General features: G+C 32.3%; 13 protein-coding genes. 7 read left to right on the top strand and 6 right to left on the bottom strand.

What is annotated here, in order from left to right; genetic code table 11:
• Nucleotides 1-2 precede the first annotated feature (2 nt).
• From AC1B0Z_RS05140 to AC1B0Z_RS05115, 6 genes are all read left to right on the top strand, one after another.
• Entirely contained in the window at nucleotides 3-845 is an 843-nt protein-coding gene (locus AC1B0Z_RS05140) for a DUF4249 domain-containing protein (RefSeq protein WP_483794490.1), read from the top strand.
• Between the two features lie 227 nt (nucleotides 846-1,072).
• Entirely contained in the window at nucleotides 1,073-1,642 is a 570-nt protein-coding gene (locus AC1B0Z_RS05135) for an RNA polymerase sigma factor (RefSeq protein ID WP_483794488.1), read from the top strand.
• Between the two features lie 6 nt (nucleotides 1,643-1,648).
• Nucleotides 1,649-1,825 (top strand): hypothetical protein, encoded by a 177-nt coding sequence (locus AC1B0Z_RS05130; RefSeq protein ID WP_165453852.1) that lies wholly within the window; start codon nucleotides 1,649-1,651, stop codon nucleotides 1,823-1,825.
• Between the two features lie 33 nt (nucleotides 1,826-1,858).
• On the top strand, nucleotides 1,859-2,686 hold the full coding sequence (locus AC1B0Z_RS05125) for a mechanosensitive ion channel family protein (protein WP_483794487.1): 828 nt from the start codon (nucleotides 1,859-1,861) through the stop codon (nucleotides 2,684-2,686).
• 193 nt (nucleotides 2,687-2,879) lie between these two features.
• Nucleotides 2,880-3,515, top strand: a complete 636-nt coding sequence (locus tag AC1B0Z_RS05120) for a peroxiredoxin-like family protein (RefSeq protein ID WP_483794485.1) — start codon at nucleotides 2,880-2,882, stop codon at nucleotides 3,513-3,515.
• 116 nt (nucleotides 3,516-3,631) lie between these two features.
• Nucleotides 3,632-4,333 (top strand): hypothetical protein, encoded by a 702-nt coding sequence (locus AC1B0Z_RS05115; protein ID WP_483794483.1) that lies wholly within the window; start codon nucleotides 3,632-3,634, stop codon nucleotides 4,331-4,333.
• 139 nt (nucleotides 4,334-4,472) lie between these two features.
• On the opposite strand, the gene AC1B0Z_RS05110 is transcribed toward AC1B0Z_RS05115, so the two are convergent.
• On the bottom strand, nucleotides 4,473-5,444 hold the full coding sequence (locus AC1B0Z_RS05110) for a PKD domain-containing protein (RefSeq protein ID WP_483794482.1): 972 nt from the start codon (nucleotides 5,442-5,444) through the stop codon (nucleotides 4,473-4,475).
• Nucleotides 5,445-5,979: 535 nt separating this feature from the next.
• Here AC1B0Z_RS05110 and AC1B0Z_RS05105 point away from each other — a divergent pair.
• Entirely contained in the window at nucleotides 5,980-7,206 is a 1,227-nt protein-coding gene (locus AC1B0Z_RS05105) for a porin family protein (protein WP_483794481.1), read from the top strand.
• A 1,010-nt stretch (nucleotides 7,207-8,216) separates the two neighbouring features.
• Here the strand turns inward: AC1B0Z_RS05105 and AC1B0Z_RS05100 are convergent.
• The 5 genes from AC1B0Z_RS05100 to AC1B0Z_RS05080 form a co-directional block, all read right to left on the bottom strand.
• Nucleotides 8,217-8,369, bottom strand: a complete 153-nt coding sequence (locus AC1B0Z_RS05100) for a hypothetical protein (protein WP_483794480.1) — start codon at nucleotides 8,367-8,369, stop codon at nucleotides 8,217-8,219.
• Between the two features lie 441 nt (nucleotides 8,370-8,810).
• Nucleotides 8,811-8,963 carry a hypothetical protein gene (locus tag AC1B0Z_RS05095; protein ID WP_483794480.1) on the bottom strand — a complete coding sequence of 51 codons (153 nt, stop codon included), beginning with the start codon at nucleotides 8,961-8,963 and terminating at the stop codon, nucleotides 8,811-8,813.
• A gap of 370 nt (nucleotides 8,964-9,333) precedes the next feature.
• Nucleotides 9,334-9,645 carry a GIY-YIG nuclease family protein gene (locus AC1B0Z_RS05090; RefSeq protein WP_483794479.1) on the bottom strand — a complete coding sequence of 104 codons (312 nt, stop codon included), beginning with the start codon at nucleotides 9,643-9,645 and terminating at the stop codon, nucleotides 9,334-9,336.
• A gap of 243 nt (nucleotides 9,646-9,888) precedes the next feature.
• Complete coding sequence (locus AC1B0Z_RS05085; RefSeq protein WP_483794478.1) at nucleotides 9,889-11,244, bottom strand: DEAD/DEAH box helicase; 1,356 nt, start codon at nucleotides 11,242-11,244, stop codon at nucleotides 9,889-9,891.
• A gap of 127 nt (nucleotides 11,245-11,371) precedes the next feature.
• Nucleotides 11,372-12,262 carry an aldose 1-epimerase family protein gene (locus AC1B0Z_RS05080; protein WP_483794477.1) on the bottom strand — a complete coding sequence of 297 codons (891 nt, stop codon included), beginning with the start codon at nucleotides 12,260-12,262 and terminating at the stop codon, nucleotides 11,372-11,374.
• Nucleotides 12,263-12,328: the final 66 nt, after the last annotated feature.

Raw genomic sequence — 12,328 nt, 5'->3', positions numbered from 1 at the left:
CCATGAAGACCCAAATTTTTAAAATTATCATTTTTGTTTTTGTAATCACTTCATGTACAGATGTGGTTGATGTAGATGTTCCAGAAGCTGCTCCTAGATTGGTAGTTGAAGCTTCTATTGATTGGGAAAAAAGCACCCAAGGTAATGAGCAATCTATAAAATTAAGTACATCTACGCCGTATTTTGATAATCTTAGTAATACCAGTGTTGTTAACGCCTCAGTTAAAATTACTAACAATGCTTCAAACGAAGAATTTATGTTTGCCCATCAAGGAAATGGTATTTATAGCACTTCAAGTTTTGTTCCTATTTTAAATCAGTCCTATACTTTAGAAATAAATTATCAAGGCGAAACTTACATAGCACAAGAAACCATGACTCCCGTAGTGGATATTGATGAAATAAGTCAGGCAAGAGTTGGAGGTTTTAACGATGACGCTTTAGAAGTGGATATCTATTTTAACGACCCACCAAATGAGGAAAATTTTTATTTCTTTAGATTTGAAGAGGAGGGCGATTTGCTGCCTGAATTATTGGCTATCCCAGATGAATTTACCGATGGAAATAGAATGAAAGTGTTTTTTGAGAAGGAGGAAGATGAAGATATCGGTCAGGAAGAATTTGAACCAGGAGATATCGCACACATAGCATTTTATGGGATTTCTAAGCAATATTTTAATTATATAGATCTTTTGATTGATCAATACGAAAATGCTCAAAACCCATTTGGTACCGTACCAGCAACTTTAAAAGGTAATGTTGTAAACCCTTCAAAGCCTGAAAACTATGCATTTGGTTATTTTAGGTTAACACAAGTGAATAAAGCTACTTATGTGTTTCAGTAGCGTTTTATAATTGGATTTACATAAAAAATCACTCAGCGTTCTATAAATGTTTAGTCAAAAAGCTTGGTAAATATTAAACTTTTGTTTGCGTACCAAATGCGTATAGATTTGGAAGTCTTTTTTTACATTATTACATTTTTTTTACTTTCTTTTGCCATACATGTGACTTACTAAACAAACATGTGTCTTAAATACATCAACTATTGTAATTTAGCGAGAAGCTACATTTGAAAACCCTAGAAGACATTAACAGCAAATCAGACGAGGATCTGGTAAAAGCAATTGTACAGAATAATGATACATTGCTTTTTGAGGTGCTTTATGATCGGTATGCAACTTTAGTATACAACAAATGTTATGGTTTTGCTAAGGATGAAGATGAAGCAAAAGATTTAACACAAGATGTATTTTTGAAGCTTTTTGTAAAATTAGCTAGCTTTAAAGGGAAATCTAAATTTTCAACATGGTTATATGCTTTTACATATAACCATTGCGTAAATTACGTAACAAGAAACACAGCGAAAAAAATTGAAAAACAATCTGTCGATTATAAGGATATTGAAAATGTATCCGATGATGAGATAGAAGATAAAGAGTTTCTCAACATGCGGGTAGATAAGTTAAAGAAATCTATGGAGTTGATATCTCCCGATGAGAAAATGATACTATTACTAAAATATCAAGACTTTTTAACCATAAAAGAAATAGAGTCGGTTTTAGGGATAGGAGAGAGTGCAGTAAAAATGAGAATTAAAAGAGCAAAGGATAAACTTATACAAGTTTATTCAGATAACTAATAACCGATGGAAAATCCGTTTAAACAAATAAATACGCCGCTTAAGGAAGTTCCGCCAGAGTTGAAGTCAAAGGTGATGAGCGATATCGCAATGGCAAAGCTTATTATGGATTTGGCTGCGTTGTTTTCATATAACATGGGGCATGTTATTGAAACGGTAATTAGTAAACGAGAAAAAAAATAAACCAAATAACCTAACATAAATATTTTATTAATCATGGAAAAAGCAGCAGAATGGAAAAATATGGCCATGGAATCTTTAACTGCAATATGGTCTGAAATATCGGCAATATTTCCTAATATTATCGGAACAATTTTAGTGTTACTTTTCGGTTGGCTTTTAACTAAAATAGTAGTCAAGATTATAAAAAAGGCATTAAGGCTTGCTAAAGCTAACAAATTGGACGATACTTTAAATGATATTGAAATAGTAGAAGGAAAAAAATTAAAGTTTGATACCATTAAAATTGTATCAAGTTTTGTGAAATGGGTAATGTATATCATGCTAATCATTATGGCATTGGATATTATGAACCTTACCATGATTTCTCAAAAAATAAGTGAACTATTAGGTTATTTGCCTCAATTGTTCACTGCGCTAATCATTTTTACAGTTGGATTATTACTGGCAAACCTTATCAAGAAAGGGTTGAAATCGTTCTTTGAGTCCATGGATTTGTCCGGTGCTAAAATTATCAGTCAGATTGTGTTTTTTATAATTCTTGTATTCGTTTCAATTACAGCGTTAAACCAAGCCGGCGTGAATACAGAGATTATTACAGAGAATCTTACAATGATACTTGGTGCATTTCTTTTAGCCTTTGCATTAGCTTTTGGGTTAGGTGCTCGAAATGCTATCGAGAAAGTGCTCAATACGTTTTATGCCAGAAAGCTATATGAAGTAGGACAGATAATTGAGTTTAATGATATTAGAGGCGAGGTAGAAGCGATTAATAGTATTTCCATAACTTTGAAAACAAAATCAGGTAAAATCATAGTGCCTATTAAAGATATTGTAGAGAGTCAAGTAAGTATACAGGATTAACTTTAAGTTAGGGTTAAAATTTGGTTGGTTACTTTTCTGTATACCGAAAACGGCTCTCTACATCTTATAATCCCTTTTCTCCCGATAGCTATCGGGATTGAAAAGGGATTTTTTTTATGCTACATGCAGTACCAATGAAAAAGTTAGGTTTTAATCGAAAAGAAGACCAACTGTAAAATTTAAAAGTTTAAAAATGAATTTAACAGAACAATTAATAGCTAGAAAAGACCAATCGGCAGCTAATATCCCAAAAGATAAGCTTGATGTAATGCTAGGTAGTACTCAAGACTTAATAAATAAACATCTATCTGAAAAAGCTTTAAATGTAGGCGATAGCATGATTAATTTTGAATTACCAAATGTTCATAACGAAAAGGAAAGTTTATCTAGCTACCTAAATAAAGGTGCGGTAGTTATTTCATTTTATAGAGGTGGATGGTGTCCATATTGCAATTTAGAACTTAAAGCTTTACAGGCTGTGCTACCTGAAATAAAAGCTAAAGGTGCATCTTTATTAGCCATATCTCCAGAAACGCCTGATAATTCTTTAACAACTTCAGAAAAAAATGAATTAGCGTTTTCTATATTAAGTGATATTGACAATAAGGTAGCCAAAGAAATAGGGCTTGTGTTTCAAATGCCAAAAGCGTTGCAGGATGTGTATAATGCATTCAATTTAGATGTTGCTAAGCACAATGGAAATTCTAATTATGAGTTACCCATGACGGCTACTTATGTAGTGAATTCAGATGGAAAAATAACATATGCTTTCGTTTCAGAAGATTATACCGAAAGAGCAGATCCTAAAGATATTTTAAAAGTGATATAAACAAAAGTATTTATTAATGCGTAAATATTTTGAAAATCCCTTTTCCAGACAATTTGGAAAGGGATTTTTAGTATTAAAATGAAAGGTTTATCTTAGGTATTTTAAATATATAAGATATGAAAAAATACTGTTTCATTTTGATGACTTTTGTTTTTTGTGCAGCTACAGGGGCACAAGCAAAAATTCCAGATACTTACAAATTAGTTTATACTCAAGATTTTGAATCGCCTAAAGTGATAAATGATTTTGAGATGACAGACAGTGATGTCTGGCGCATATCGAAAGAAGAGGATGGTAAGTGTTTAGAACTTTTTGCAAAAAGTAACTATAAACCAGAAGTAAGATCGCCTTTCAACATCGCTGTAATAAAAGAAGTTTTAGTTGGAGACTTTATTTTTGAAATAAAACTAAATCAAAACGGACGAGAATATCCCCATAGAGATTTATGTTTAATGTTTGGTATCCGTAATGCTTCAAATTTTTATTATACGCACATAGCGTCTAAAGCCGATGCACATGCTAACTCTATTTTTATAGTGAACGACGAGCCTAGAAAAAGTATAGCTTCAAAACGAACTGATGGAACCGCTTGGGGTGCTGAAGATTCTTGGCATACAGCAAGAGTAGTTAGAAAAACTAAAGAAGGGCTTATTGAAATTTATTTTGATGATATGGTTACACCTATAATGACTGCAAAAGATACTCATTTTAAATCGGGCTATCTAGGTTTTGGCTCTTTCGATGATACGGGTAAGTTTGATGATATTAAAGTTTGGGCTCCAAGTACTTTAGAAGTTAAAAGTGGTTTTTTTAATTAAAAACGTCCAAAATGTAGAGCGAGTCAAACTCATGCCTCTGTAATATTAAAAAAGCGGGAAACCCATTTCTGGAATTCCCCGCCTGAGGGTCATATCTACATGATGTAGATAAAGTTGGTTACCTCAAAAAGTTTAATAATTATAGCGTAAGGTTTACAGTTCTTGTAGAACTAACATCACCATTTGAGGCTACCAGGGTAATGGTTTTTACGCCTCCCTCTGTATAGGTTACACTAGGGTTTTCTTCTGTAGAAGTTTCAGGGCTTCCACCAGGAAAACTCCACTGAAAATCTGTTGCATTTGTAGAACGATTTCTCATCGTAACCACCGATTGCCCGTTTACTCTACGAATACTAACAAAAAATCTTGCTCTAACATCTACTGCTTCTGCAGGAGGGTTTACAACTTCATTAGGCACATTATTAATTGTAATGTTTTGTGTTACCGTATCGCTAGCATCACCGTTAGCCGCCACTAGTGTTATTGCAAAAGTTCCATTTCTTGGGTATGTTACAATAGGGTTTTCTTCTGTAGATGTTGCAGGCGTTCCTCCAGGAAAACTCCACCGGAAGCTTTCAGCATTTTCAGAACGATTGTTAAGCGTTACTTGCGCTTGATTATTTACAGTTCTAACACTAGTAAAAAATCTAGCATTAACGTTTACTTCACCTTGGTTAGGCGCTCCACCACCATTACCGTTAAGTTCAGATATAACAATATCTTGCGTAAAGGTATCTTTAGTTCCGTTTCTGTCTATTGCAACAAGAGTTACAGTAAATGTGCCATTCTCTGAATAAACCACCTGTGGGTTTCTTAAAGTAGAAGTTTCTGGTGCTCCTCCAGGAAAACTCCATTCAAACGTTCTCGCAAAACGAGATCTGTTTATAAAAGAAACAAATGCTTGATTGTTAATAATATCTACAGAGGGTTGAAAACTAGCTCTAAAAAACCTTGAGGTTCTTGCGGTTAGAGACTCATCATCAAGCTCCGTTTGTTCTTGAAGCGCCGCTTGTTCTTCTTCATACTCGTTAATAGATTGGTCTTCGTTGCACGACTGTAAGAAGATAAGAGAAAAAATTAGTGTTAATGATAATAAATACTTTGTGTTCATGGTTTTTAATGAATAAATTAATTAATAATAAATGTCAAACTTTATACCTACGCGCTTAGGGTTAAAAAATGCATGATCGAGTAGGCAGTACATTTACATAGTTGTAATTTTTGTTAATAATACTTACTGCTCAAACGCACTGCAAATCTATGCTACGACACTAGTCTCAAACTACTAAAACTGCTTAATGAGGAATTTTTAAGCTTAAAAAGGAATAATTAGCGGTATTAAAAATATTTTAGATTGTAGAGCACAGCCATGCAATTAAAAACACAATATACTGTGTTTCTTAATCCCTAATTTAAAATGATAACTACATGGGTTTTCACCTAATTTTTAAGATAATGGCGTATTAGAAGTTCTTGATAAGCCAAAGAGATAATCTAAACTATAAATCTGTTTCACTGTTTGGAGTAAAAAGGTTTTTTGTTAGAACATAAGTTGTATGTTAAAAATAATAACTTCTTTATTATAAACTTTGGTGGAACATATTATAAGTTATTTTAGCATTGTAATTATTAAACATAACATACAAATGAAAAGACAAACACTTCTTATTTTGATGATAGTATACAATACATATGCTTACACTCAAATTTCTTTTGAGAAAGGATATTTTATTGATAACGATAATAAAAAAACAAATTGTCTTATAAAAAATATGGATTGGGAAAGTAACCCAACAAAATTTGAATATAAATTATCTGCGGGGAGCCAATCAAAAATAGAAACAATACAAACAGTTAAAGAATTTGGTGTTATTAACGTGTCAAAGTATATTAAAAGTACTGTAAATATTGATAGATCGAGCGAAAATATAAATAAATTAACCACTAACAAAAACCCTAAATTTAATGAAGAAACACTTTTTTTAAAAGTATTGGTTGAAGGCAAAGCATCACTTTATGAATATAAGTCGGCAAATTTAAAGCGTTATTTTTATAATAAAGACAACATGGAAATTAAACAGCTCGTCTTTAAAAGTTATAAAGATGCTGAGAATAAATTAAAACAAAACAACACATTTAGAGAACAATTATTTGATGATTTGAATTGTCCTAAATTTAAAATAGATACTTTTTTAAATTTAGATTATTACAAGAAAGCATTGGTTAATGTGTTTGTAGAGTATAATGAATGCTTGGATGAAACATTAATAAATTATGAAGATAAAGTAAAAAGAGATGTATTCAATTTAAATATTCGACCTCGTATTGTTAATTCATCTTTAGTCATTAATGGTGTATCTGAGCTTAGAGATTTTGATTTTGGTACGAGCACTAATTTTGGTTTTGGAATTGAGGCTGAATTTATTTTATCATTCAACAAAAATAAGTGGGCCATTATAGTTGAGCCAACGTACCAAAACTATAAGAATGAAAAATCTAAAGATGTAGGTGTGTTTTTTGGAGGAGAATTAGCCCTAAAAGTTAATTATAATTCATTTGAGCTTCCGTTAGGGTTAAGGCATTATTTATTTTTAAATGAGACATCAAAAGTCTTTGTTAATGTTTTATATATACAAGATTATAGCTTTAGTTCATCAAGTGAATATGTAAGAGGTGATGGGTTTAGTTTAGATCCTTTGGTAATAGAAACAAAAGGAACCAACAATTGGGGATTTGGTTTTGGTTATAAATGGAAAGATTTATTTAGTGTAGAATTTAGACATCAGACGTCTAGGGAAATTTTAGGCGGCAATATTAGTGATGTTTCTAAATATGGTTCTAATTCAATAATACTTGGGTATTCGATTTTTTAAATAGCTTATGTGTTTTTTAACAACCGTTTTTGGTGCGGTTACTTTTATACTTCCTAGAATCGGTATTATTATTTTAAAAGTATTACAGAAAAACTAATTGCGTTAGTATGATTTCATTAATCAGTTAACTTTAAAATCTCTTTTCTCCCGATAGTTATCGGGATTGAAAAAGGGATTTTTTTGTTGATAACTGCTTGCAATTAAGTATAAGTGCTTAAGTGTATTAAAAAACATGCCAGCATTTGAATTGTGTAATAGATTCCTGCCTGCGCAGGAATGACAACGTTGTGTTTATTTGGCATGGAGGGATTTATGGTAATAAGTAAATTAAATTAGAGTTTTAATATATCTAAAAAGTTAGTTTTTTGCTGTCTGTCATTCCTGCGCAGGCAGGAATCCACAATAAAAGATTATTCAATCAAATAGATCCAATCCGCAGATAAACCTTCCCAATTAGGGTTGTATTATTAAATTAAGTTTATTTTTCATTAGAGTTTCCACTTTTATGTTTTTTGATAAAAATAGATTCCTGCCTGCGCAGGAATGACAACGTTGTGTTTATTTGGCATGGAGGGATTTATGGTAATAAGTAAATTAAATTAGAGTTTTAATATATCTAAAAAGTTAGTTTTTTGCTGTCTGTCATTCCTGCGCAGGCAGGAATCCACAATAAAAGATCATTCAATCAAATAGGTCCAATCCGCAGATAAACCTTCCCAATCAGGGTTGTATTATTAAATTAAGTTTATTTTCCATTGGCGTTTCCACTTTTATGTTTTTTGATAAAAATAGATTCCTGCCTGCGCAGGAATGACAACGTTGTGTTTATTTGGCATGGAGGGATTTATGGTAATAAGTAAATTAAATTAGAGTTTTAATATATCTAAAAAGTTAGTTTTTTGCTGTCTGTCATTCCTGCGCAGGCAGGAATCCATAATAAGGTCATTCAATTAAATACGTCCAATCCGCAGATAAACCTTCCCAATTAGGGTTGTATTATTAAATTAAGTTTATTTTCCATTGGCGTTCCCTTTTTTATATTTTTTTGGTGCTTCATAACGTCCTATATAAATTGAGTTTTTATGATAAAAAATAGATTCCTGCCTTACTGAAACGAGTTCAGCACATGTCGCAGGAATGACAACGTTGTGTTTATTTAGCATAGAGGGATTTATGGTAATAAGTAAATTAAATTAGAGTTTTAATATATCTAAAAAGTTAGTTTTTTGCTGTCTGTCATTCCTGCGCAGGCAGGAATCCACAATAAAAGATCATTCAATCAAATAGGTCCAATCCGCAGATAAACCTTCCCAATTAGGGTTGTATTATTAAATTAAGTTTATTTTTCATTAGAGTTTCCACTTTTATGTTTTTTGATAAAAATAGATTCCTGCCTTCGCAGGAATGACAACGTTGTGTCTATTTGAAATAGAGGAATTTATGGTAATAGGTAAACAAAATTGGAGTTTTGTTATATCTCAAAAGCCAAATTTTTATTGTCTGTCATTCCTGCGCATGCAGGAATCCATATCAAAATCATTCAATCAAATAGGTTCAATCCGCAGATAAACCTTCCCAATTAGGGTTGTATTATTAAATTAAGTTTATTTTCCATTGGCGTTCCCTTTTTTATATTTTTTTGGTGCTTCATAACGTCCTATATAAATTGAGTTTTTATGATAAAAAATAGATTCCTGCCTTACTGAAACGAGTTCAGCACATGTCGCAGGAATGACAACGTTGTGTTTATTTAGCATAGAGGGATTTATGGTAATAAGTAAATTAAATTAGAGTTTTAATATATCTAAAAAGTTAGTTTTTTGCTGTCTGTCATTCCTGCGCAGGCAGGAATCCATAATAAGGTCATTCAATTAAATACGTCCAATCCGCAGATAAACCTTCCCAATTAGGGTTGTATTATTAAATTAAGTTTATTTTCATTAGAGTTTCCACTTTTATGTTTTTTGATAAAAATAGATTCCTGCCTGCGCAGGAATGACAACGTTGTGTTTATTTGGAATGGAGGGATTTATGGTAATAAGTACATTAAATTAGAGTTTTAATATATCTAAAAAGTTAGTTTTTTGCTGTCTGTCATTCCTGCGCAGGCAGGAATCCACAATAAGGTCATTCAATTAAATACGTCCAATCAGCAGATAAATCATTCCAATTAGGATTCTCTTCTTCAATTAAATTAATTTTCCATTGGCGTTTCCATTTCTTCATGTTTTTTTCACGCTTTATGGCATCATTAACATATTGATAAGATTCAAAATACATGAGTTTGTCTAATCCGTATTTTAAAGTAAAACCCTCAACGAGTTTGTTTTTGTGTTCAAACATTCTGCGTTCTAAGTCATTTGTGACACCAATGTATAAGGTTCCGTTCTTTTTGTTTGAAAGTATATATAGGTAGTATTGGTGTATGTTTTTGTGCATTTGGTTTAATAAAGGTGGATTCCTGCCTTCGCAGGAATGACAGCGTTATTTTGTGGTAATTAGCTTTAGGGTAATAAGTATGATATGATTAATGCTTTTTGTTACATCTCAAAAATTAAGTTGTTGCTGTTTGTCATTCCTGCGCAGGCAGGAATCCATCCCCAAAACCTAAATATCAAAGAAAACTAAAACGTTAAATTTTAAAAACGCTAAACACTGCAAACTGCAACTGAGTACTGCGACTTATTTTTTCTTATTCCGCTTATTATAATTCTTATCCCCTCGTGTTTTAGGTTTTTTATACTTTTTAGCAATTTTAAATTTATAAGAACCACCTAAATTTTCCTTTTGGTTTTTTTCTTTCTTTTCATGGAATGCTGGCCCAGGCGCATCTTCGTCTCTGCGTTTTGTTGGGTTGTTGTGCTCTCTTATTTGTGGGCGTTCCTCTTCAATAAGCTCAGTGGAAATCTCGACAACCTCAGGGAGTTCTAAAACAGGGATTTTCATAGCCATTAAACGTTCTATGTTTTCAATGGCTTCCTGTTCTTTTTCAGTAGAAAATACCAGCGCTTCGCCTTTGCGTTCTGCTCTACCAGTTCGACCTATACGATGCATGTAGTTTTCAGGATATTGAGGGGTGTCAAAATTAATCACATGGCTTACATTATCAATATCTAAACCACGTGCCATAACATCTGTAGCTATTAATATGCGGTTTTCACCTTCACGAAATTGTTCGATACTTCTTAACCTATAATTTTGTGTTTTGTTCGAGTGTATCACACAGAGTTCTTCTTTAAAGAATGCATCTAATTTATCAAACAAGCGGTCAGCCATACGCTTAAACGCCACAAAAATCAACACTTTATTAAAACGTGCTTCGTCTTGTAATAAATGCACTAACAAATTTACTTTGGTGTAAAAGTTAGGAACATTATACAGGTGTTGTGAGATATTCTCTAATGGTGTGCCAGAAACAGCAATAGAAATGCGTTCTGGGTTTCTAAAGAAATCGGTAATCAACAAATCGACATCTTCAGTCATAGTAGCAGAAAACATGATATTTTGACGACGTTGCGGTAGAATATCAAAAATATTAATCAATTGGTGCCTAAATCCTAAATCGAGCATCACATCAACCTCATCAATAACCAATTTTTGAATGGATTTTAATTGCAATACACGACTCACAGCTAAATCATACAAACGCCCAGGTGTTGCCACAATAATATCTAAACCCTGAGCTACAGCTTGTTTTTGTGTGTTAATATTGGTGCCACCATAAACACCCAATACACGATTATTGATGTATTTAGATAGTTTTTCAATCTCTTCAACCACTTGTACTACCAATTCACGCGTAGGAACCAGAACCAATACACGCGGATTATCCTGCTTAGAGAATTTTAAATTCCGCAAAATTGGTAACATATAAGCAAAGGTTTTACCTGTACCTGTTTGTGCAATACCCACAACGTCTCTACCAGAGGCAACCACATTAAAAGCTTCTGCTTGAATTGGTGTAGGGGTAGTAAATCCTAAATCGTCTAAGGCGTTATAAAGCGGGGTGTTTAGGTTTAAATCTTTGAAATGAGCCATACAAATTATGATATTACTTCTATTGATGGGGCGAATTACAACTGTCCTTTAAAAATCAAATATTAGCCATCAGTTGAAAATCACGTATTAGCGTTTTGCAGGCAAAGGTAGCCTTAAATTATTTAGTTTATACTAAATGCCTATGGTCTATTTCTATGGTGTATGTGGCTTTAAATGTTTTGCTTTCTGGAAGAGCTATAATCCCTTCTTTGGTTTTAAAATCTTGGTTGGTGTTTACAGCATCTGCAATACCTAACCAGGGTTCTATACACACAAAGTTTCCGTTGGGTTTTGCCCAAATACCTAAATAGTTAAAATCTTTAAAATTTACCGATAGTATAGTACCCGAAATTTTGCTTTTCAATAATACTTTTCTGGATTTTAAATCTTTAAAAATTAAAGCATCTTCATCAAACAAATTATGTGTTAATGGTAAACTATTGGTGTTATTAAAAACAGATTTAGTTTCAGACGAAATAAGCCCGTTTTTCATGTCTATTAAATGCCTTTTAGAATTTTCAGGATGTTCAAATTCTAAAAAATAATCGTCGTAATTTTCATTATCAAATACAGGGCATTTAAAAGCGGGGTGCCCACCAAGTGAGAAATACATGGTTTTAGTGTCGCAATTCTTAACCGTGTGCGCTACTTCAATACAATTATCATTAAGTGTAAAGCTTATGTAAAATTCAAAATTAAAAGGGTAAGTATTTAATGAATTAGCGTTAGATGTCAACTTATAAGTTAAGTTGTTTTCGGTTTTATTATCCAGTACAATATCTTTGTTATGACGAACAAATCCGTGCTTAGGTAATGTATAAGTCTTTCTTTCATAAACATAAGAATCATCTTTTAAAGCACCAATAATAGGGAATAGGTTAGGAGCAAAACTTTCCCAAATATTAGGATCTGCATGCCACATAAAATCAGTGTTATGTTTTACAGAAGCGATTTCGCATAATTCAGCACCAATATCTTGTACAGCTATTTTTAGTTTGTCATTTTTTAATGAAGCCATTATATATGTATTTTTACAAAAGTCTTAATTTTTTAAGGATTCTAAGTAACTTTGCTGAATAATACT

It is taken from the genome of Hyunsoonleella sp. J2K-J805 (genome assembly GCF_057167125.1).
Note: the sequence above shows the minus strand (reverse complement) of the source record. Positions and strands in the feature narration are given on the sequence as shown.

What these genes read in the sequence shown, in the direction of transcription:
- AC1B0Z_RS05080 (WP_483794477.1), bottom strand. Translation starts at nt 12,262, where the DNA reads ATGGCTTCATTAAAAAATGACAAACTAAAAATAGCTGTACAAGATATT.
- AC1B0Z_RS05090 (WP_483794479.1), bottom strand. Translation starts at nt 9,645, where the DNA reads ATGCACAAAAACATACACCAATACTACCTATATATACTTTCAAACAAA.
- AC1B0Z_RS05120 (WP_483794485.1), top strand. Translation starts at nt 2,880, where the DNA reads ATGAATTTAACAGAACAATTAATAGCTAGAAAAGACCAATCGGCAGCT.
- AC1B0Z_RS05125 (WP_483794487.1), top strand. Translation starts at nt 1,859, where the DNA reads ATGGAAAAAGCAGCAGAATGGAAAAATATGGCCATGGAATCTTTAACT.
- AC1B0Z_RS05110 (WP_483794482.1), bottom strand. Translation starts at nt 5,444, where the DNA reads ATGAACACAAAGTATTTATTATCATTAACACTAATTTTTTCTCTTATC.
- AC1B0Z_RS05100 (WP_483794480.1), bottom strand. Translation starts at nt 8,369, where the DNA reads ATGCTAAATAAACACAACGTTGTCATTCCTGCGACATGTGCTGAACTC.
- AC1B0Z_RS05140 (WP_483794490.1), top strand. Translation starts at nt 3, where the DNA reads ATGAAGACCCAAATTTTTAAAATTATCATTTTTGTTTTTGTAATCACT.
- AC1B0Z_RS05130 (WP_165453852.1), top strand. Translation starts at nt 1,649, where the DNA reads ATGGAAAATCCGTTTAAACAAATAAATACGCCGCTTAAGGAAGTTCCG.
- AC1B0Z_RS05115 (WP_483794483.1), top strand. Translation starts at nt 3,632, where the DNA reads ATGAAAAAATACTGTTTCATTTTGATGACTTTTGTTTTTTGTGCAGCT.
- AC1B0Z_RS05105 (WP_483794481.1), top strand. Translation starts at nt 5,980, where the DNA reads ATGAAAAGACAAACACTTCTTATTTTGATGATAGTATACAATACATAT.
- AC1B0Z_RS05095 (WP_483794480.1), bottom strand. Translation starts at nt 8,963, where the DNA reads ATGCTAAATAAACACAACGTTGTCATTCCTGCGACATGTGCTGAACTC.
- AC1B0Z_RS05085 (WP_483794478.1), bottom strand. Translation starts at nt 11,244, where the DNA reads ATGGCTCATTTCAAAGATTTAAACCTAAACACCCCGCTTTATAACGCC.